We start from the raw sequence: 19391 nt of genomic DNA, 5'->3' as shown, positions 1-19391 counted from the left end.
GCGGCAGCAGACATTCCTGTAGCGACGCGAAGGAGCGTACCCTTTCGTTGTGAGCCGACTGATGGCGTCGGCGCGCAATTGCCAGTCTTCTATAGGAGACGACCATGAAAAAGGAGCGAAAAACAGCCCGGCAAATTCTGTCCGGGAACTCCCGGGAGGTGATCTCGGTGGGCCCCGCGGACTCAGTGCTGACGGCGCTGCGTCTGATGGCCGATAAGGATGTCACCGCCGTGCTGGTGCTGCAGAGCAGCAATCTTGTCGGCATCCTGTCTCAGCGCGATTACGCGCGCAAGGTCGAACTGGCCGGGCGCAACGCGGCAGAGACGAAGGTCGGCGAGATCATGACTTCCGAGGTGATTTACGTCACGCCAGAGCATATCTGTGACCAGTGCCTGGCGTTGATGCATACGAGGCGGATCCGGCATCTGCCGGTCATCGATTCAGGACAGGTAATCGGCGTGCTATCCACTAGCGATGTCCTCGAAGAATTGATCCAGGAAGACGAACATTTCATCAGCATTCTCGAGCATGACATGCTTTACCTGACCGTCGATACGGGTGGCGCCTATTAATTCATTCGCGGGCGGTGAGGAGCGCGCCAACTGATTCCCGGCCAGATCACCAGCACGCATTTAGCGATGCGCGTGGCCGATCTGACTTTGTCGCAACGCGCCGCTATTTGAACTTGACGAGATCCTCGAAGATCAGCTGAGCCCAGCTATTCCCCTTGGCCTGGACAAGCGAGCCGCCATCCTTGAGCGGGCCTAGCGCAATGGGCGCGAAACCGAGTTGTTCGGCCAAAGCTGCGACCGGTGCCACCGCATTTTCGTCATCGCTCGACAGAAATACGACACGGCTGCCGCCCTTCACGTTCGGATCAGCGGCCAGAACGGCAGCGGGCAGATGGTTAAAGCCCTTTACGAACCTGGCGCCGGCAAACGCCCGGGCGACAACCGCGGACGACGGCAGTCCTTCCAGGTCTGCGACGGGAACGCCGAAAGCATTTGTCGTGTCGATGATCGTCTTGTCCTGCCAGGTCGTGAGCAGTTTCGCGACTTCGCGATGTTCCCAAAACGGAACTGCCAGGAAGATCGTGTCGGACGCGATCGCATCCCGCAGCGTTCTCGGGACAACGGTGGGGCCGATCGCTCGTGCCTGCTCCATCAACGCATCGGGTGGGCGCCGGCTGGCGACGCTCACGTCGATGTTCTTTCTTGCAAACGCTCGGGCGAGCGCCTGGCCTACGGCGCCAAAGCCAATAATCGAATAGCTCATGCGAACTCTCCATGTAGGCGGAAATTCCGCCTATTGATCAGGAATCCATATTTATATACACAATCTGGATCACTCACTCCTGGCTTTACGGCACGATTTCAGATAGCCGACAAGCCGCCGTCGACGGACAACTCCACCCCATTCACGAAACTCGAATCGTCTGAAGCAAGAAACAACGCGACCGTCGCGATTTCCTCGGGGCGCCCCATCTTTCCCCGCGGGATCACGGATTCGAACATCCGCTTCGCCTCTTCGTCGAGAACCTGGTCTTGCATCGGTGTGGCGATCGGCCCCGGGCTCAGCACGTTCACGCGGATATTCCTGCCCTTTAGCTCGTTGAGCCACGTGCGTGCGAATGAGTGCAACGCCGCCTTGCTCGCCGCATACACGCCGTAACCAGGAAAGCCTTTTACCGAAGCGACTGACCCGGTCATGAAGATCGATCCGCCATCGTTGAACAGCGGCAACGCCTTCTGAACCGTAAACAGCGTGCCGCGCGCATTCAGGTCGAAGATCGCGTCGTAGTGCTGCTCGGTAATCTCGCCCAGTGGTACGGCTTCGCCCCAGCCGGCGCTCGCGTAGAGGATATCGATCTTGCCTTTTTCCCGCTTGACGGTATCGAACAAGCGGTCGAGATCGTTGAGATTGGCGGCGTCGCCGCGCACGCCGGTGACGTTCCGGCCAATCGCGTTGACGGCTTCGTCCAGCGTTCGCTGCCGCCGGCCCGTGATGAAAACGTAGGCACCTTCTTCAACGAACAGCTTGGCGCTTGCCAGCGCCATGCCGCTCGATCCACCGGTGATGACTGCAACCTTACCCTCGAGCTTTCCCATAATGGCTCCTTTCGTGGTGTCGGACAGCGTCTCTGTTCCCATTTGCACAAAATCGCTGTATCTTGTGGATCACTGATCCACATCCAGATTCCGAAGATACGGATCACCGATCCACTTGTCAAGAAAACTATGCGGGCCGACGCCAGAAAGAATTACGACCATCTATTAGCAGTCGCGCGGGACGTCGTCACCGAGCATGGTGCCGATGCGTCAATGCGAGATATCGCCCGCCGGGCCGACGTCGGGTTGGCCACGCTGTTTCGTCATTTCCCGACTCGAGAAGCCTTGTTCGAAGCGTTGCTGCGAGAGGATCTGGACGCGCTGACGCAGAAGGCAGTCGAACTCGAAAGGTCGAATCCACCTGATGAAGCGCTCGTGTCCTGGTTTCGCGAAGGGGTGGCATTCGTCCATAGCTATAGCGGCGTTGTCGCGATGATGGCGAGTGCCCACGCGACCCCGGACTCCGCGCTTTACGCTTCATGTGCAGCGGTGCACTCAGCGGGCGAGCGCTTGCTGCTCCGTGCTCAGGCCGAGGGGTCCGCGCGTGCCGATGTGAATGGCGACGACCTGTTCGCCCTGATGTCGGCGCTCGGCTGGCTCGGTGACCAACCCTCATTCGCACCACGGGCCGACCATCTCTTTCAGGTCATCGCGAGCGCCATTCTGTCTGAGCGCACGAGCGGCGATGTCAGGAAAGCAAGGTGTTGAATCGGATCGGCGATCGGATGCGCGGGGCCGAGACGTCGCACATTTGCGGTTGATGGCGTAAGTGCCGGCCCACCGTCTCGTGCGCCGGCAGCCGACCGCTATCGCGCCGGCGAGTCGAAACAGGTCGAGTTGTGAGTTCAAGTCTTCGCCCTTGCCCCCTTCTTGCTCAGCGTTGACTCAGTCGGGCTACGGTTCTTGCAGTATCGGGATAGTGGATAGTTCCTTCCCTACGACATGGGTCTTCGTCTGATGGCGGGTCTCCCCAATGCCGAATTCCATATGTTCAACCGCTGTGGTCACTGGGTGCAATGGGAACACGTGGACAAGTTCAATCGCATGGTGCTGGACTTCCTGTCCAACTAAGCGTCGCTGGTGTGGAAGCCGCCAGGATTGCAAGCGGGGTTCGCCGTCGGCGTCCAGGTGAAAGCCGCCTGTTCTTCGGTCCGGGTAGTTTCGCAACCGTGACCTGAGACGGATTGTGTAGCTAATCGGCAAATGAGTTTGCCAGTCCTGGAGGCCAGGGACGGCCTCAACCGTGCGGCATGCCCTTCGGCGAAGCGATCTTCAAACGGCTCAGCGGCACCGATTACGAAGCCGTCTTCGTCGCCATGCGCTGATAGACGCGCAGCACCTCGTCGTTGTCACCCGGACGGCTGCCTTCCCAGTACAGTCGCCAGCCCCCGACGGGCGACTGACCGTCTGCAGGTCGACCCTGTTCGATGAGCCAGTTGCAGGACGTGGTCTGAGGGTCCGCGGTGGGCACGTGCATGACACCGGCGAAGTAATAGAGCATGGGCGCTTCAGATTCGCCCAGCCCACTGCTCGCCATGCAGTCTCCGGCTTTCCAGGTGCTGTTCAGTTTGGCACGCAGATCCTCGAACGGTGCGCGATAGCTCTTCGCGACGTCGAGCCAGGGCAGCAGCAGCGTGCCGACGAGCCCCCATGCGACGATGGCGCCCAGACACCAGCTGAATGCGCCGCGCCAGTTGCCCGCTGACTTGAGCCGGGGAAGCAGCAATACCCACCCGAGCGTGAGGGCGAGCGCCGCGATGATCAGCTTCGGCTGAATGGGCATCACCCATTCGAGCGGCAGCCAGCGGCCAAGCAAATGCAGGACACCGTGGGTCTCGGGGGCGCCCGTCATCTTCCACCACACGACCCATACAAGCACCACGAACGATCCGAACACGATACGGCTCGTGATATCCCACGCGAGGTGCACGCGCGGCGGCAGATAGCGGATTCCCTGCATGGCTAACAGGGAGAGCGGGGCAATGAACGGCAGGATGTAAAGTTCGCGCACTGTCGACGACGCCTGCAGTACCGCGAAGCCGATCCCCGAAAACAGCACCGGCAGTGCGACTTCGGGATGGCGTAGACGTCGCCATGCGCCGCCCGCAAGCGCCACGAGGGCGAGCGGAACGACCGGAAAGCCGACTGTCAACGCCGTGCGCAGCACAAACAGGTGCCCGACGTTTTCCGAGCCGAGTTGCGCCACCGAAAAGCCGAAGAAGCGGCCGATGTTGTTGTCCCACAGCCAGATCTTGAATAGCGCTTCGGAGCGCAGATAGAAGCAAAGCGGCCAGATCAGCGCGAAGGGAGCGAAGTACAGCGCCGAACGTGCCAGTGAGCGCGCAAAAAGGCTGCTGCGGCACGCAGGGTAAACCAGCATCGCCGCGCAGATGGTCGCACCCAACACGAGCGGCACGAACAGGCCTTTCGCCAGAAAGGCGATGCCGACGCCAACACCGAACATCGCAGCGGCATGACGGGCAGCGCGCCCTTGAATGCGGCTGTTCTCGCAGTCGCTGGACGCTTGCTGTGAAGTTGTGGATTCTGGCCACGCGGGTGCTGTGTTGCGGCCTCCGTTAGGAGAACGACGCAAGCCGCCTTCCATCCGCAAGTGAGCGCAGACAAGCTCGTAAAGTGCGCAGAATGCCAGCGCGGCGCCGGCCATCAGCGCGACATCCGTCATCATGTCGTGGATATGCTTGACGACTACCAGCGTGCTGGCGAAGAGTGCGAGCGTTCCGGGCACGCGCGGATAGCTCCACCGCACGGCGCCGGTAGCGCGCCGGGCGAGACGCGCCGTACAGGCAAGCGTGAGTGCAGCGAAGACGACGCTCGCGAGACGGGCCGCGTCGTGCAGCGGCAGAAAGCGGCCGAACATCCACGCGAGTGAGGCGGCTACCCAATCGTAGACGGGCGGTTTTTCCACGAAGGGCTGCCCGGCGCTGGTCGGGACGACCAGATCGCCGGTGTCGAGCATGTGCTCGATGATGCCGAAGGTGTAGGTTTCGTCCTGCTTCCAGGGATCGTGGCCGAGCGTGCCAGGCAGGAGCCAGGCGCAAACGAGCGCGAATGCAAGCAGCCCGACGAACAATCGTGAAGTCGCCAATGCCCGCGCGCCTTTGCGGGTAGCTGGTAATTCCGGGGGCAACGGAGTGACGGGCGGCGCCGGCTGACCGCCCGTGGTCAAGTCCCGCAGGTGCGCGACGCCAGTGGAGACGGAAGCCTGTTCGAGGCTAACTTGCGCGACGCCGGCGTCACCCTTGCTTTCCTGCATGTAACCTCTGCTCCCGGCGCGCCTATCTGGTCAGCGCCTTTCGTTATCGCCGTCGACGGACAGCTGTCACGAATACGATTGTATGCGCCGATTATTACTAAACATTACAGGGTGTAGTGTATTTGAAGGGTTTGCTTCCCACTATGCAACTGGAGCACTACACAAGCCGTCCGGCCTGCCTCATTTATTTGCATCCCTAACAAGCGCCAGTGACGCCGTGCAGGACGTCGCAAATTTTCTAGCACCTCGTTAGTGGAGCAATGAGCCAATTCGGGGCACGACCGCTCCGTGGTTTCCGAAATCAGTTTCTGGTATTTGTCGGTGGGAACGACCGATGCGGCGAAGTAGCCAACTGTATGGGAAATAGCGATGAGCCGCGTACTACTGGCTGACGACGATACCGCTTTTCGTGATGCACTTCAGACCTTGCTGGGCGACGCCGGCCATGAAGTCGCGACCGCCGGCAATGGCCTGGAAACGGTTTCGGCGGCCCTGGCCGCCACGCCAGAGGTGATTGTCTCCGACGTCCACATGCCTGTTCTCGAAGGGCCGGACGCCGTATCGATGTTGCGAGCTATCCCACGGTTTTGCGATGTTTCAGTCATTCTCATGTCTGGAGACGACACACGCGCAGGTATCGTTGCCGAAGGTTTTCTCCACAAACCTTTTGACCCAAGCCTGCTTCTCGATGCCCTTGCGAGCCTTTCAGAGCGCAAGAAGTGTGGAAGCGCAAGCGAACTCCCGAAGTCGCATCGCGCCGCGTACTGGTTGGGAAAATCGGGCATGACATCGGCAATCGCGAATCGGCAGCATCAGCGCGTTGCGCGCGCCTTCGAACTGGTGGCCGAGCAGGAGCGCCGGATATCCGGGCTTGAACGGCGCGGTATCGAGACCGGGCTGGCAATCGACTTGTACGAGATCATGGTGTGTAGCGTTGCGACGCTGACGCGCTTTGAGCAGATTACAGTTGACCCGATCAATACCGCCCCAAGCTGATCTTGCGTCTGCGATGCCGATAAAGCGCGGCGCGCGAAATGTCGATGCAGCCGCGCGGACTGGTGCGCCTGGCCGTGCCGATGTCGTTCGGCCTGCGCTGGGTCGCGCCGCTGCTGCCGGGCTTCTACCCCGAGGTGTCGATCGACCTGCATCTCTCCGATGCGACTGTCGATCTCGTGCGAGCTCGCGGATCATGTTACGCGCATATCGGTCACGGCCTACAATCCAAGGCGTGCAAGCTTCTTCGTGGCGGTCTATACGACGAACGCGGGCATGAGTTATGCGGCTTGCGCCGACAGGCGGCGAGGACGCCGCGCGCAATTGCGGAGGGGAAAGTCATGAGGCCAACCGTGTTAGGCGTGTACGACAGCTACGCGAATGCGAGTTCGGCGCAGCGCGCACTGGGCGAGGCTGGGATAGCCCAAGCGGATATTGCCATCTACTCGATATCGGCTGATGCTCCCCGCGAAAAGGGGCCACGTGTCTATGTGCAGGGCGCTGTCGATACGCACCACCACAAGAAAGTCTTCGATCGACTGGAACAGTTGTTCACGCGCATCTTCACGAAGGGAGCGTATCCATCCGATGCGGAGGATTACAGGGAATTCATCCGTCGCGGTGGCACGGTAGTCAGCGTCGATGTTTCTGAATCACAGGTCGATCAGGCGATTGAAACGATGAGCCGCATGGGCGCTGCCGACATCGAGGAGCGCGCCAATGCGTGGCGTACGGGTTCTGCGAAGGCGCAAGGTCCGGAACACACAGCGCATCCAGGCGGCGGCGTGATCGGCGAACGCGCCAAGCCGCTGGAAGTCACACACGGGTGGCCAGGCGACACGCGGGCCGCATCGGCGGCGCGGCCGGCGCCTTCCCCGGGTGCTCCTGCCGCGGCAGGGCGAGGGCCGACCCCGGCAGGGGAGAAGCAGCCTCACGCCGCGCAAGCGCCCGACGGCAACGCCGCCGCGGCAAACGCCCAGCGTCCAATGACGGGCTTCATGGGCGACCCCGGTCTCGGCGCCCAGCATGACGACCCACACCCGTACGACAGCGAATTTAAAAAGGACTACGACGCACATTACGCGAACACGGGTGCGTCATTCGACGAGTATCGACGTGCCTACTCACACGGCGCCACGCTCGGACGCGACGAGCGGTTTCGCGGGTCAGACTGGCAGGGCGTGGAAGCGAGTGCGCGCGCGAACTGGGAGTCGCGATATCCGGAAAGTGGATGGGAACGCTTCAAGACGGCTGTGAGGCACGGTTGGGAACGTGTCAGGGGCGGTGTATAGTTAAGAAGTCGGGCGCGCCAGGCTCCGAAAGCATCGACAGATTCGCTGCACGCGGCGAACGCCTGCAATTTAGTTAAGACTCCTACTGGTCACACGAACAAATCCACGCCGAATACTGGGTTGATGGCGCGAGGTCCGTAACTTGTCTGCACGAGAGCCTGCGGGAATATCAAGTCGACCTGTTCCGCTTGCCAGTCCTCCGCCGTTTCATACTCGCCAACGCAGGCAATCCTTGCGAATTGAAAGGCGGGTATCCGCAATTACCCCAAGGAAAAGACGCTGGCATTTCTCCGGCGGACATACTACGATTGCGCCGAATGTTACCGGTTACAGTAAACGGTAACATTGCGGCGGGCAAAGCCGGGATTCACCCCGGCGCGGCCGGAAGCGACCATTATTAATAGAACAGGAGACACGAGATGCATCTCGCCACCAACGCGCGGAGCCGTTCCAGGATTCGCTGGTGGGTTGCCGGCCTCATGTGGGCGGCGATCGCGATCAACTACATCGACCGCACGGTGTTGTCGGCGGCGGCGCCGCGCATCCAGTCGCAATTCCATTTGAGCGCGGTCGAAATGGGTGTCGTCATGTCGGCGTTCTTCTGGTCATACGCGCTGCTGCAATTGCCCGCGGGGTTTCTCGCCGATCGTTTGGGCCAGAAGAAAGTACTGGGTTTCGCGGTGCTCTGGTGGTCGCTGGCGACGGCGGCCACGGGCGTGGCGAACGGTATCAAATCGCTCGTCGCGTTGCGCGTGGCGCTTGGCGTGGGCGAGGCGGGCGCGTATCCGAGCAACGCGGGCATTGCGTCGAAGTGGTTCCCGCGCAGCGAGCGCGCGACGGTCGCGGGCATTTTCGACAGCGGTTCGAAGCTCGGCGGCGCCATTGCGCTGCCGCTCATCGCCGCGATGCTCACGGCGTTCGACTGGAAGATCACCTTCGCGCTGACTGGATTGCTCGGCCTGATCTGGTACGTCGTGTGGCAGTTCACGTTCAGCGATTCGCCGCGTGACCACAAGCGGGTCAATTCCGAGGAACTCGCGCACATCGAGAGCGATTTGCTGGCGGAGCAAAGCGACCGGGCGGCGAGGCCGCCGCTGCGCAAGCTGCTCGCGCATCGCAACATCTGGGCGATGTGTATCGGCTTCTTCATGATCAACTACAACTCGTACTTCTTCATCACGTGGCTGCCCACGTATCTCGTGAAGGCGCGTGGCATGACGATGATGGAAATGGGCTGGATGGCGTCGCTGCCGCTGCTCGCCTCGATCGTGATGGAGATTTTCGCGGGTTGGGCCTCGGATCGCGTGTTTGCCTCGGGCAAGCTTTCGCTCACCGCCACGCGCAAGCTCTTTCTCGTGATCGGCTTGCTGATGGCATCGAGCATTGGTTTCGCCGCGTTCGCCGATTCGGCCGCCGTTGCGGTGCTGCTCTTATGCATTGCTAAGTCGGGCACGACCGTGGCGGCTTCGCAGGTCTGGGCGCTCCCAGCTGACGTCGCACCGCGCAACGCCGTGTCGATGGTTGCGGGCGTCCAGAACACGGTATCGAACATCGGCGGTGTGGTTGGCCCGATCGTGACGGGCGCGATCGTCGGCGCGACGGGTTCGTTCGTGCCCGCGCTCGTGGTGTCGTCGGCGCTGATCGGCGTGGCGATCATCAACTATCTGTTCCTGCTGGGCAAGGTCGAGCCGATTCGTCTCGACGGTGCCTCGACGCAGCCGCAGGCGCGCGAGTACAGCAACGCCCCGTAAATCCACCGGTTCGGCCCTCGTTTTGTCGATGGAAAAATTCCCGCTAATTCCTTTCAAGCCGGAATGCGTAGTACTCCTGTAAATATTAAAACCAGACAGGTCACCTGTATGAAAAAAGCACTTTTCGCAGCGGCCGGGCTTTTGTCCGTCGCACCCGTCGTGGCGCAGGCCCAGAGTTCCGTCACGCTGTATGGTCTCGTCGATGCCGGTATTGGCTACGTCAACAACATCAAGGGCGGCTCGGCGTTCCAGCTGACGAGCGGCCGCCTGAGCGGCAGCCGGTGGGGCCTGAAAGGCAACGAGGATCTCGGCGGTGGATTGAGCGCGGTGTTTACGCTCGAAGGCGGTTTCAAGCCCAGCGACGGCACGGCCGCGCAAGGCGGGCGTTTGTTCGGCCGCAGCGCGTTCGTAGGCATTGCGAAGAGCGGCATCGGCACGTTCACGCTCGGCCGCCAGTATGAACCGCTGGCGGATCTCGTTGCGCAGTACGCAGGTCCGGGCACGTGGTCGCCGTCCACCCACGTGGGCGACAACGACAACCTGAACCAGACGTTCCGCATCAACAACGCGTTGAAGTTCCGCAGCGACACCATCGCGGGCTTCACTGTCGACGGCATGTACGCGTTCAGCAACCAGGCGAGCGGCTCGGCCGGGCAAGGCTTCGGCAACAATCGCGCCTGGGGCGTCGCCGCGAATTACGTGAACGGACCGCTCTCGATCGGCGGCGGCTACGTGCTGCTCGATCATCCGAACACGACGACCAACACGAGCGGCGCGATCGGCGGCGCGTCGAGCACGACCGGCGACGACTACAGCGGCGGATTCTTCTACGGGCTCGACGGCGGCGTAGCCCGTCAGCAGATTGCGGTGGCCGGCGCGAACTACAAGATCGGCAGCGCGATTGCGGGCTTTGCGTTCAGCCACACCGAACTCAACTACAACGACGGTTCCACGCGCAAGTTCAACAACTACGACGCGAACCTGCGCTACCTGCTCACGCCGGCCACGACGCTGATCGGCGTGTACACGTTCACCGACGGCCGCGCGAACGGTCTGCCGGGCACGGGCGGCGCGACGCTCAAGCCGAAGTGGCATCAGTTCACGCTGGGCGTGGATTACGCGCTCTCGAAGCGCACGGACGTCTACCTTTCGGGCACGTATCAACTCGCGGCCGGCGACGCGTCGACGCGCGTGGGTTCGACTTACAGCCGGATCGCGGCGATCGCCTATGCGGGCGGCGCATCGTCCACGAATCGCCAGGTCGACGTGTTCACGGGCATCCGCACGAAGTTCTGAGCGCGCTTTCAGGCGCTAAAAGCAAAAGGCCTCGCGATGTTTGCGAGGCCTTTTTGCGTAGCCATCGCGAGACGACGAATCTCAGGCCGAGCCGCGCTCGATCAGCGTGAAACCGACGTCCACTTTCGCGCGCTTGCTCGTGCCGGTCTCGATTTTCTCGATCAGCATGGACGCCGCCAGCTTGCCGATTTTCGTGCCGTCGATGCGAATCGTCGTGAGCGGCGGGTCGGCGTCGGCGGCGAAATTCTGGTCGCCGTAGCCAATCACCCTGAGGCGTCCCGGCACGTCGAGCTTGCGCGCATGGGCTTCCATGAGCACGCCGAGCGCCATGATGTCGGCGCCGCAGAAGATTGCATCGATCTGCGGATGGTCGTCGAGCAGCTTTGCGAACGCGCGTCGTCCGTCGCCGAGATGCGCGGGTGAGGGCACGGCGGCCACGGGAATCTCGCGCTCGCTGCCGAAGGCTTCGATGAAGGCGTCGGCGCGCAGCTTCGCCCGGCGGTCGCCCGGGGTGACGATGGCCGGATGCCGCGCGCCGCGCTCACGCAGGTAGCGCGCAGCCGCTTCGCCCACGCGCGTGTGCGAGAAACCGATCAGCATGTCGAGCGGCGAGCGCGTGATGTCCCACGTTTCGACCACGGGAATGCCGGCCGCGCGCAGTTTCTGCCGCGACGCCTCCGAGTGGATCACGCCGGTGAGCACGATGCCGGCCGGACGCCGGCCGATGATGGCGTCGAGCAGCGCCTCTTCGCGCGATTCGTCGTAGCCGCTCTGGCCGAGCAGCAACTGATAGCCGGCCGTCTCCAGCTCTGCGGTCAGGGCCGCGACGGTTTCCTGGAACACGCTGCCCGCCATCGCCGGGATCAGCGCGACGACGAGGTGGCTGCGATTCGAGGCGAGCGAGCCCGCGATCAGGTCGGGCGTGTAGCCAGTTTGCCGCACGGCCTCGCGCACGCGCTCCAACGTTTCGACCGAAACGAGCTCGGGGTTGTTGAGGGCGCGCGAAACCGTGACCTTCGTGACCCCGGTCAGACGGGCCAGATCGCTGAGCGTGACCCGGCCGGTGTTCTTGCGGGCACGCCGCGACGCGGTCCCGGTGGCGGGCGGGGCGAATTCTGTCGAGGTCTTGGTCACGGGCGCGGGCGCTCCTGCTGCAAAAAGGTGTTGGCAATTATCCCAAAACTGTACTACGATGGCATCTATGTTACCGGTTACATTAACCGGTAACTTTGTTCCAGAACGATAGGCAGCGCGTTTCCCGGCGCCGCCAGCAACCATCTCGCATGGGACCGGAGCAGGTGCCCCTGCGCGCCGTCCGGATCGTCAGCGGAGACAGGCGAATGCTCCAGTCCAACAAGTCCTATAGCGGGCCGTTGATCCGGCTCAACCCAAACGACAACGTCCTGATCGCGCGCGAGCCGCTGACGATCGGGCATCAAGTCCTGATCGAAGGCGAAGCGATTCGCCTGCGCGCGCAGGTCGCCGCGGGCCACAAGGTGGCGGCGCGGCGCATTGCGTCGGGCGAGCCCATCCGCAAGTACGACACCGTGATCGGGGTGGCCGCGCGCGACATCGAGCCCGGCGACCACGTTCACACGCACAACATCACGCTCGTCGATTTCGACCGCGATCCAGGCTTCGGTCTCGACGTAAAGCCAGTCGATTACGTTGCGCCCGAGCAGCGCGCGACGTTCAACGGCATCGTGCGGCCCGACGGCCGCGTCGCCACGCGCAACTTCGTCGGCATCATCGCGTCGGTCAATTGTTCGGCCACGGTCATTCGCCATATCGCCGATTACTTCACGCCCGAACGCCTGCGCGATTATCCCAATGTCGACGGCGTGGTCGCGTTCGCGCAAACCAGCGGTTGCGGCATGTCCTCGCCGAGCGAGCACTTCGACGTGCTCCGCCGCACCATTGCGGGCTACGCGCGTCATCCTAACCTGGGCGGCGTGCTCATCGTCGGACTGGGTTGCGAGCGCAACCAGGTCGGCGATCTGCTCGACTCGCAAGGGTTGGAGACGGGCAAGGCCGTGCACGCGCTGGTGATGCAGGACACGGGCGGCACGCGCGCGACGATCGAAGCCGGCATCCAGGCCGTGCAGGACATGCTGCCTGCCGCAAACGACATCGTCCGTACGCCGGTGCCCGTCAGCCATCTGAAGATCGGTCTCGAATGCGGCGGCTCGGACGGCTTCTCGGGCATCACCGCGAATCCGGCGCTGGGCGCGGCGATGGACCTGCTCGTGCGGCACGGCGGCACCGCGATCCTCTCCGAAACGCCCGAGATTCATGGCGTCGAATACATGCTCACCCGCCGCGCCGTGTCGCCCGAAGTCGGCCAGAAGCTGCTCGACCGGCTCGCGTGGTGGGAGCGCTATACGCGCGGCCAGAATGGTCAGTTCAACGGCGTGGTCGGGCCGGGCAACCAGCAGGGCGGTCTCGCCAACATCTTCGAAAAGTCGCTCGGTTCCGCGATGAAGGGCGGCACGACGCCGCTGCAGGCCGTGTACGAATACGCAGAACCGATCGATCGCGCGGGCTTCGTGTTCATGGACTCGCCCGGCTATGATCCCGTCGCGGTGACGGGGCAGATCGCGAGCGGCGCGAACCTGATCTGCTTCACGACGGGGCGCGGCTCCATGTTCGGCTCGAAGCCCGCGCCGACGCTCAAGCTCGCGAGCAACACACCTATGTTCACGCGCCTCGAAGAGGACATGGACATCAACTGCGGTCTCGTGATCGACGGCGAACGCACGATCGAGGAAATGGGTCAGGACATCTTCGATCTGATAGTTCGCGCGGCTTCCGGCGAGCGCACGAAGAGCGAACTGCTCGGACTCGGCGACAACGAATTCGTGCCTTGGCACATGGGCATCGTGAGCTGAAGGCGCGTAACTGCGCGCCTCGAATCGGTATCAATAGAACAGGAAGGGAGACAGCAGATGCTCGAATCTGCACAACGGCATGGCCGATCGAAGATGCGCTGGTGGGTCGCGGGCCTCATGTGGGCCGCCATCGCGATCAACTATATCGATCGCACGGTGCTCTCGGCGGCAGCCCCGAAAATTCAGTCGGAGTTTCATCTCGACGCGATGCAGATGGGCATCGTCATGTCGGCGTTCTTCTGGTCGTATGCGCTGTTGCAATTGCCCGCGGGCTTGCTCGCCGATCGCCTGGGCCAGAAGAAAGTGCTGGGTTTCGCGGTGCTCTGGTGGTCGCTCGCGACCGCGATGACGGGCCTCGCGAGCGGCTTTCGCTCGCTCGTCGCGTTGCGCGTGGCGCTGGGCGTGGGCGAGGCGGGTGCGTACCCGAGCAACGCCGGTATCGCCACGCGCTGGTTTCCGCGCAAGGAACGCGCGACCGTCGCGGGCATCTTCGACAGCGGCTCGAAGCTGGGCGGCGCGATTGCCTTGCCGCTGATCGCGTGGATGCTGGCCGCATTCGACTGGAAGATGACCTTCGTGCTCACGGGCCTGCTCGGCGTTGTGTGGTTCGTCGTGTGGCTAGTGAGCTTCACCGATTCACCCGCCGATCATCGGCGCGTGAATGCGGCGGAACTCGCGCACATCGAAAGCGATAAAGGCGTGCACAGCGCGCAGCCGCCCGTGCGTCCGCCGTGGCGCAAGCTGCTTGCGCACCGCAATGTGTGGGCGATGTGCATCGGCTTTTTCATGATCAATTACAACTCGTACTTCTTCATCACGTGGCTGCCCACGTATTTGATGAAGGAACGCGGCATGAGCGTGCTGCAAATGGGCTGGATGGCCTCGTTGCCGCTGCTCGTGTCGATCGTCGTCGAGATTTTCGCGGGCTGGGCGTCGGATCGCGTCTTCGCGAGCGGCAAGCTTTCTCTCACGGCAACGCGCAAGCTCTTTCTCGTGATCGGGCTCGTGATGGCGTCGAGCATCGGCTTCGCGGCGTTCGCGCATTCGGCGCTCGTGGCGGTGCTGCTGCTGTGCATCGCGAAGTCCGGCACGACGGTCGCGGCCTCGCAGGTGTGGGCGCTGCCCGGCGACGTCGCGCCGCCCAATGCGGTTTCGATGATCGCGGGGCTGCAAAACACGGTGTCGAATCTCGGCGGTGTGGTCGGCCCGATCGTCACGGGCGCCATCGTCGGCGCGACCGGCTCGTTCGTTGCCGCGCTGCTGTTCTCGGCGGCGCTGATCGGCATAGCGATCCTCAACTATCTGTTCCTCCTCGGGAAGGTGGAACCCATTCAATTCGGCGACCCCTCACAGGAGACACGCATTCATGAACCCGCAGACGTCAGGGCTTAATCCGTTCAAAGCCGCGCTCGCCGCGCGCAGGAAGCAAGTCGGCTTCTGGCTTTCCATGGCCGATCCGTATCTCGCCGAAGTGAGCGCGACGGCCGATTTCGACTGGCTCCTCATCGACAGCGAGCACGCACCCAACGAACTGCGCACGATCCTCGCGCAATTGCAGGCCGTGGCGGCGTACCCGGCCGAGCCGGTCGTTCGCCCCGTGAACGGCGATCCGGCGCTGCTCAAGCGGCTGCTCGATATCGGCGCGCGCAACCTGCTTGTGCCGATGGTCGATACCGCCGAAGAAGCACGCGCGCTCGTCGCCGCCGTGCGCTATCCGCCGCATGGCATTCGCGGCGTGGGCAGCGCCGTGGGCCGTGCGTCGCGCTGGAGTCTACGGACCGATTATCTAGATATTTCGGATGACGAAGTGTGCCTGCTCGTGCAAGCCGAAACGGCGACGGCGCTGGGCAACCTCGAATCGATCTGCGCGGTGGACGGCGTGGACGGCGTGTTCATCGGACCGGCCGATCTCGCGGCCTCGATGGGCCATCGCGGCAAGGCCACGCATCCCGAAGTGCAGCAGGCGATCGACAACGCGATCCGCACGATCGTCGCGTCGGGCAAGGCGGCGGGCACACTCACGTCCGACCCGGCGCTCGCGCGTCACTACCTGGAGCTCGGCTGCACGTTTGTCGCGACCGGCGTGGACATCCTGATGTTCGCGAACGCGGCGCGCAAGCTCGCGCGCGATTTCGCGGACGTGCGCACGGCGGGCTAATGCCGCGCGCGTTCGGTTCGCCGGTCACACCCGTCGCGACGGTTTAACGGATCACGACATCCCTTGTAGAAAGGAGCACGCAGTGAGTTTGGAGTTGACGCGAGGCGAACTGCTTCGACAGGATAATTTCATCGACGGCAAGTGGATCGCCGCCGCCGGAGGCAACCGTTACGCCGTGACGAATCCGGCGACGCAGGGCACGCTCGCGCAGGTGGCCAGCAGCAGCGCCGCCGACGCCCGCGCGGCGACGGACGCGGCGAGCCGCGCCTTGCCCGCCTGGCGCGACAGGCTGCCCCGCGAGCGGGCGCACGTGCTCAACCGTTGGCACGCGCTCATTGTCGAGAACACCGAGGACCTCGCGCGCCTCATGTCGATGGAGCAGGGCAAGCCGCTTGCGGAGGCGCGCGGCGAGGTTGCGTATGGTGCGTCGTACGTCGCATGGTTTGCCGAAGAGGCGACCAAGGTCTACGGCGACATCATTCCGCAGACACAGCGCGGCAAGCGCATGAGCGCGATCAAGGAGCCGATTGGCGTGGTCGCCGCGATCACGCCGTGGAACTTCCCGCTCGCAATGATCGCGCGCAAGATCGCACCGGCGCTCGCTGCAGGCTGCACAGTCGTGGCTAAGCCCGCCGAGGACACGCCACTTACGGCGCTCGCACTGGCCGCGCTCGCGCAGGAAGCGGGCTTGCCCGACGGCGTGCTCAACATGATCTCGGCCGCGCGGGACAAAGGGATCGCCGCTGTTGCCGACTGGCTCGCCGACGACCGCGTGCGCAAGATCACCTTCACAGGCTCGACCGCAGTGGGCAAGCATCTGGCGCGCGAATCGGCAGCCACGCTCAAGAAGCTCTCGCTGGAACTGGGCGGCAACGCGCCGTTTATCGTGTTCGAGGACGCCGACCTCGAGGCAGCCGTCAACGGCTTGATGGCGGCCAAGTTCCGCAACGGCGGGCAGACCTGCGTGTGCCCCAACCGCATCTACGTGCATGAATCGGTGTACGAACGATTTGGCGATCTGCTGGCGAAGCGCGTCGCAGCGCTTCACGTGGGACCCGCAACGGACCCGAAGGCGCAGATCGGTCCGATGATCAACGAGCGTGCGATCGAGAAGATCGCGAAGCACGTCGAGGACGCCGTGGCGAATGGCGCGCGCGCACTAGCGGGCGGCAAGCGGCTCGCCGAGCTGGGGCCGAACTATTACGCGCCCACCGTGCTCGCCGACGCGACCGACGCAATGGTGCTGTGCTGCGAGGAAACGTTCGGCCCTGTCGCGCCGCTGTTCCGCTTCACGGACGAGAACGAGGTCATCAGGATCGCAAACGACACGCCTTTCGGTCTCGCGGCTTACTTCTACACGAACGACGTGCGCCGGATCGATCGCGTGGCGCGAAAACTGGAAGTCGGCATCGTTGGCATCAATGAAGGCGCCGTGGCCAGCGAGGCGGCGCCTTTTGGCGGCGTGAAGGAGTCTGGCTATGGGCGCGAAGGCTCGAAGTACGGCCTCGACGACTACCTGAGCATCAAGTATTTGTGCCAGGGCGGGCTCGACTGATCACCCGCGAAGTGCGCGTGGGCTGAAGCGGCCCTGCTGGCCTGCGCGGCATGCAGCATCGATCAAAGCCGCGCAGGCCGGCGAGTCGGTACGAGGAAACGCGTAGAAACGCGCAACTGGCAACGCGGGCAGTCCTTCCTTGCGACCCAGCAAGCGCAAGCCATCGACTCGCTGACTATCGGCGATGACCGTCACTGCGAAACCCGATCTCGCCGCCGACAGGCAGCCCGCCATGCTGCTGCTCTCGAACACCAGGCGCCACGCTCGACCGGCTTTGTTCAGTGCGGTGATCGCCGACTCGCGATAAATGCAGGGATCGGGGAAAGCGGCCAGCGGCAGCGGCTGGTCGAGATCCAGATCCGCATCTTCCGCGTAGGCCCAGACTAGCGGCTCTTCCCACAGCAGCGTGCCGCCTTTGCCGACACGGCTGCATTGCTTGCCGAACACGAGATCCAGACGGCCGCGCTCCTGCTGACGCAACAGATCGGCCGTGATGCCGACTCTCAGGTCGATTGTCGCTTCGGGATGCTGGCGGCGAAAACGCTGCAACACCTGGGGCAGCCACGCGCCCGCGAAATCTTCCGATGCACCGACTCGCAGCAGCCCGCGCAGCGGCGTACCGCGTAGTTTCGCGCGGACTTCGCGTTCCAGATCCAGGATGTTTCGGCCGTAGGCGTACAAGGTGTCGCCGGCTTGCGTCAATTCCAGGTGGCGAGTCGTGCGTGTCAGTAGTCCGACACCGACGATCTGTTCGAGGCGCTTGATATGTCCGCTCACGGCCGAAGGGGTCAGCGCCAGACGCTCGGCGGCCGTGGCAAAGCTGCCGCTGTCCACGACTTCGAAAAAAGTGCGCAGCAACACGGTATCGAGCGGAACACCGTCGGCAGTGGGCAGCGTGTCCATCAGATCATTCAACGCGAAAAATCACCAATGATTAGTGATTATTCACCAATCGGCACGAGGCGTCGAGCTATCGTGGGACTTCCCTGTTTGCACGAGGAACACGATGAACACCTACCAGCATGCCGCCACCGGGCGGCTCGACATCGCCTGGCTCGAATGGAACCCGCAGGGGGCGCGCACAGCGGTGCTGGTGCACGGCTGGCCGGACAGCCCCCAGTCCTGGAAGAACGTCGCGCCCATTCTGGCCGATGCGGGTTACCGCGTTCTCGCGCCGGCGCTGCGGGGCTTCGCACCCACCCGCTTCCGCGATACGGCCACGCCGCGCAGCGGCCAGTTGTCCGCGCTGGGCCGCGATCTTCTGGATTTTCTCGCCGTGCTGGGCGTTGAGCAGCCGGTATTGGTCGGCCATGATTGGGGCGCACGCGCGGTCGCGAATGCGTGCGGCCTGCGTGACGGCGTGGCTTCTCATCTGGTGATGCTATCGGTGGGATACGGTACCAATGATCCGAACCAGATGCTGACCCTGCAGCAGGTGCGCAATTACTGGTACCACTGGTTCATGGCGACGCCGCGAGGCGCTCGCGTGGTGCGGGACGAACGTGAGGCTTTCGCCCGGCAGATGTGGGATACCTGGGCGCCGGCTGGCTGGTATGCGCCGGCCGACTTCGACGAAGCGGCGCAGGCATTCGAGGGCGACGATTGGGCAGAGGTCGTGCTTCATAGCTACCGGCACCGTTGGGGCTTTGTCGACGGCGACCCTGCCTATGCCGAGGATGAGGCGCGTCTGAATCCCGCGCCGAGGCTGTCGGTCGCAACGTTGGTGCTGCACGGCGGCGCGGACACCTGCAACCATCCCGATAGTTCCAGCGGGCGGGAGTCGTTGTTCGTTGGACGGTATGAGAGGAAGGTACTCGATGGCGTAGGCCACTTCCCGCAGCGCGAAGCGCCAAAGGACGTTGCCGATGCGATTTTGCGGTTCTGTCGATAGGCGCTACGCGCAGGGGGCTTGGCGGTACTTGGCGACCCTTCGTCGATCTGCCGGAATAAATTGTGTCCACGCCGTCCTCGATACGGCGCTGCCTGCTGCCATGAAGGCGAAACGCATCGTGACTGCGAAATCAGTCAATCCGACGTTGGGGAACAGTGGGCGGCTCCTCGCCGCCCACCGTCCGA

General features: G+C 63.3%; 16 protein-coding genes and 2 pseudogenes. 13 read left to right on the top strand and 5 right to left on the bottom strand.

What is annotated here, in order from left to right; genetic code table 11:
* Positions 1-104: 104 nt before the first annotated feature.
* Positions 105-572 (top strand): CBS domain-containing protein, encoded by a 468-nt coding sequence (locus tag ACOJB8_RS16875; RefSeq protein WP_368602165.1) that lies wholly within the window; start codon positions 105-107, stop codon positions 570-572.
* A 103-nt stretch (positions 573-675) separates the two neighbouring features.
* Here ACOJB8_RS16875 and ACOJB8_RS16870 read toward each other — a convergent pair whose 3' ends face one another.
* Both ACOJB8_RS16870 and ACOJB8_RS16865 read right to left on the bottom strand, forming a co-directional pair.
* Positions 676-1275, bottom strand: coding sequence for an NADPH-dependent F420 reductase (locus tag ACOJB8_RS16870; protein WP_475013418.1), 600 nt, complete (start codon positions 1273-1275; stop codon positions 676-678).
* A gap of 98 nt (positions 1276-1373) precedes the next feature.
* Positions 1374-2108, bottom strand: coding sequence for an SDR family NAD(P)-dependent oxidoreductase (locus ACOJB8_RS16865; RefSeq protein WP_475013428.1), 735 nt, complete (start codon positions 2106-2108; stop codon positions 1374-1376).
* 129 nt (positions 2109-2237) lie between these two features.
* Between ACOJB8_RS16865 and ACOJB8_RS16860 the strand changes: the two genes are divergently transcribed.
* The gene (locus ACOJB8_RS16860; RefSeq protein WP_368602166.1) at positions 2238-2816 is read left to right on the top strand and encodes a TetR/AcrR family transcriptional regulator; all 579 of its coding nucleotides are present in this window, start codon (positions 2238-2240) and stop codon (positions 2814-2816) included.
* Between the two features lie 219 nt (positions 2817-3035).
* A pseudogene (locus ACOJB8_RS16855) lies at positions 3036-3179 on the top strand (2-hydroxy-6-oxo-6-phenylhexa-2,4-dienoate hydrolase); the annotation flags it as partial.
* A 223-nt stretch (positions 3180-3402) separates the two neighbouring features.
* Here the strand turns inward: ACOJB8_RS16855 and ACOJB8_RS16850 are convergent.
* Positions 3403-5382 (bottom strand): ArnT family glycosyltransferase, encoded by a 1980-nt coding sequence (locus ACOJB8_RS16850; protein WP_475013417.1) that lies wholly within the window; start codon positions 5380-5382, stop codon positions 3403-3405.
* A 369-nt stretch (positions 5383-5751) separates the two neighbouring features.
* Here ACOJB8_RS16850 and ACOJB8_RS16845 point away from each other — a divergent pair, with 369 nt between their 5' ends.
* The 5 genes and pseudogenes from ACOJB8_RS16845 to ACOJB8_RS16825 all read left to right on the top strand — a co-directional run bounded on the left by ACOJB8_RS16845 (position 5752) and on the right by ACOJB8_RS16825 (position 10714).
* Positions 5752-6378, top strand: a complete 627-nt coding sequence (locus tag ACOJB8_RS16845; RefSeq protein ID WP_342947259.1) for a response regulator — start codon at positions 5752-5754, stop codon at positions 6376-6378.
* A gap of 23 nt (positions 6379-6401) precedes the next feature.
* Positions 6402-6557, top strand: a pseudogene (locus tag ACOJB8_RS16840) (LysR substrate-binding domain-containing protein); the annotation flags it as partial.
* Between the two features lie 159 nt (positions 6558-6716).
* Positions 6717-7667 (top strand): hypothetical protein, encoded by a 951-nt coding sequence (locus ACOJB8_RS16835; protein ID WP_475013427.1) that lies wholly within the window; start codon positions 6717-6719, stop codon positions 7665-7667.
* A 419-nt stretch (positions 7668-8086) separates the two neighbouring features.
* The gene (locus tag ACOJB8_RS16830) at positions 8087-9418 is read left to right on the top strand and encodes an MFS transporter (protein WP_368726869.1); all 1332 of its coding nucleotides are present in this window, start codon (positions 8087-8089) and stop codon (positions 9416-9418) included.
* Positions 9419-9526: 108 nt separating this feature from the next.
* Positions 9527-10714, top strand: coding sequence for a porin (locus ACOJB8_RS16825; RefSeq protein WP_069266406.1), 1188 nt, complete (start codon positions 9527-9529; stop codon positions 10712-10714).
* 81 nt (positions 10715-10795) lie between these two features.
* Here ACOJB8_RS16825 and ACOJB8_RS16820 read toward each other — a convergent pair whose 3' ends face one another.
* Positions 10796-11848: a LacI family DNA-binding transcriptional regulator gene (locus ACOJB8_RS16820; protein WP_069266407.1), complete on the bottom strand. Its 1053-nt coding sequence runs from the start codon at positions 11846-11848 to the stop codon at positions 10796-10798.
* 206 nt (positions 11849-12054) lie between these two features.
* On the opposite strand from ACOJB8_RS16820, the gene ACOJB8_RS16815 reads away from it, so the two are divergent.
* The 4 genes from ACOJB8_RS16815 to ACOJB8_RS16800 all read left to right on the top strand — a co-directional run bounded on the left by ACOJB8_RS16815 (position 12055) and on the right by ACOJB8_RS16800 (position 17315).
* On the top strand, positions 12055-13602 hold the full coding sequence (locus ACOJB8_RS16815; RefSeq protein ID WP_368602170.1) for a UxaA family hydrolase: 1548 nt from the start codon (positions 12055-12057) through the stop codon (positions 13600-13602).
* A gap of 57 nt (positions 13603-13659) precedes the next feature.
* A complete protein-coding gene (locus tag ACOJB8_RS16810) occupies positions 13660-14994 on the top strand; it encodes an MFS transporter (RefSeq protein WP_069266409.1) in 1335 nt (444 codons plus the stop codon).
* Entirely contained in the window at positions 14969-15760 is a 792-nt protein-coding gene (hpaI, locus tag ACOJB8_RS16805) for a 4-hydroxy-2-oxoheptanedioate aldolase (RefSeq protein ID WP_475013416.1), read from the top strand. The genes ACOJB8_RS16810 and hpaI overlap by 26 nt, the downstream gene beginning before the upstream one ends.
* A gap of 82 nt (positions 15761-15842) precedes the next feature.
* On the top strand, positions 15843-17315 hold the full coding sequence (locus ACOJB8_RS16800) for an NAD-dependent succinate-semialdehyde dehydrogenase (protein ID WP_368684513.1): 1473 nt from the start codon (positions 15843-15845) through the stop codon (positions 17313-17315).
* On the opposite strand, the gene ACOJB8_RS16795 is transcribed toward ACOJB8_RS16800, so the two are convergent.
* A complete protein-coding gene (locus tag ACOJB8_RS16795) occupies positions 17316-18218 on the bottom strand; it encodes a LysR substrate-binding domain-containing protein (protein ID WP_368684540.1) in 903 nt (300 codons plus the stop codon).
* 103 nt (positions 18219-18321) lie between these two features.
* On the opposite strand from ACOJB8_RS16795, the gene ACOJB8_RS16790 reads away from it, so the two are divergent.
* Positions 18322-19206: an alpha/beta fold hydrolase gene (locus ACOJB8_RS16790; RefSeq protein WP_475013415.1), complete on the top strand. Its 885-nt coding sequence runs from the start codon at positions 18322-18324 to the stop codon at positions 19204-19206.
* Positions 19207-19391 lie beyond the last annotated feature (185 nt).

The organism is Paraburkholderia sp. BR10141, assembly GCF_056155635.1.
The sequence above is the reverse complement of the archived record's forward strand: the minus strand, read 5'-3'. Positions and strand labels throughout refer to the sequence as shown.

Excerpts from the sequence above, each read along its gene's own strand:
- ACOJB8_RS16875 (WP_368602165.1), top strand. The coding sequence starts at position 105 with ATGAAAAAGGAGCGAAAAACAGCCCGGCAAATTCTGTCCGGGAACTCC.
- ACOJB8_RS16870 (WP_475013418.1), bottom strand. The coding sequence starts at position 1,275 with ATGAGCTATTCGATTATTGGCTTTGGCGCCGTAGGCCAGGCGCTCGCC.
- ACOJB8_RS16865 (WP_475013428.1), bottom strand. The coding sequence starts at position 2,108 with ATGGGAAAGCTCGAGGGTAAGGTTGCAGTCATCACCGGTGGATCGAGC.
- ACOJB8_RS16860 (WP_368602166.1), top strand. The coding sequence starts at position 2,238 with ATGCGGGCCGACGCCAGAAAGAATTACGACCATCTATTAGCAGTCGCG.
- ACOJB8_RS16850 (WP_475013417.1), bottom strand. The coding sequence starts at position 5,382 with ATGCAGGAAAGCAAGGGTGACGCCGGCGTCGCGCAAGTTAGCCTCGAA.
- ACOJB8_RS16845 (WP_342947259.1), top strand. The coding sequence starts at position 5,752 with ATGAGCCGCGTACTACTGGCTGACGACGATACCGCTTTTCGTGATGCA.
- ACOJB8_RS16835 (WP_475013427.1), top strand. The coding sequence starts at position 6,717 with ATGAGGCCAACCGTGTTAGGCGTGTACGACAGCTACGCGAATGCGAGT.
- ACOJB8_RS16830 (WP_368726869.1), top strand. The coding sequence starts at position 8,087 with ATGCATCTCGCCACCAACGCGCGGAGCCGTTCCAGGATTCGCTGGTGG.
- ACOJB8_RS16825 (WP_069266406.1), top strand. The coding sequence starts at position 9,527 with ATGAAAAAAGCACTTTTCGCAGCGGCCGGGCTTTTGTCCGTCGCACCC.
- ACOJB8_RS16815 (WP_368602170.1), top strand. The coding sequence starts at position 12,055 with ATGCTCCAGTCCAACAAGTCCTATAGCGGGCCGTTGATCCGGCTCAAC.
- ACOJB8_RS16810 (WP_069266409.1), top strand. The coding sequence starts at position 13,660 with ATGCTCGAATCTGCACAACGGCATGGCCGATCGAAGATGCGCTGGTGG.
- hpaI (WP_475013416.1), top strand. The coding sequence starts at position 14,969 with ATGAACCCGCAGACGTCAGGGCTTAATCCGTTCAAAGCCGCGCTCGCC.
- ACOJB8_RS16795 (WP_368684540.1), bottom strand. The coding sequence starts at position 18,218 with ATGGACACGCTGCCCACTGCCGACGGTGTTCCGCTCGATACCGTGTTG.
- ACOJB8_RS16790 (WP_475013415.1), top strand. The coding sequence starts at position 18,322 with ATGAACACCTACCAGCATGCCGCCACCGGGCGGCTCGACATCGCCTGG.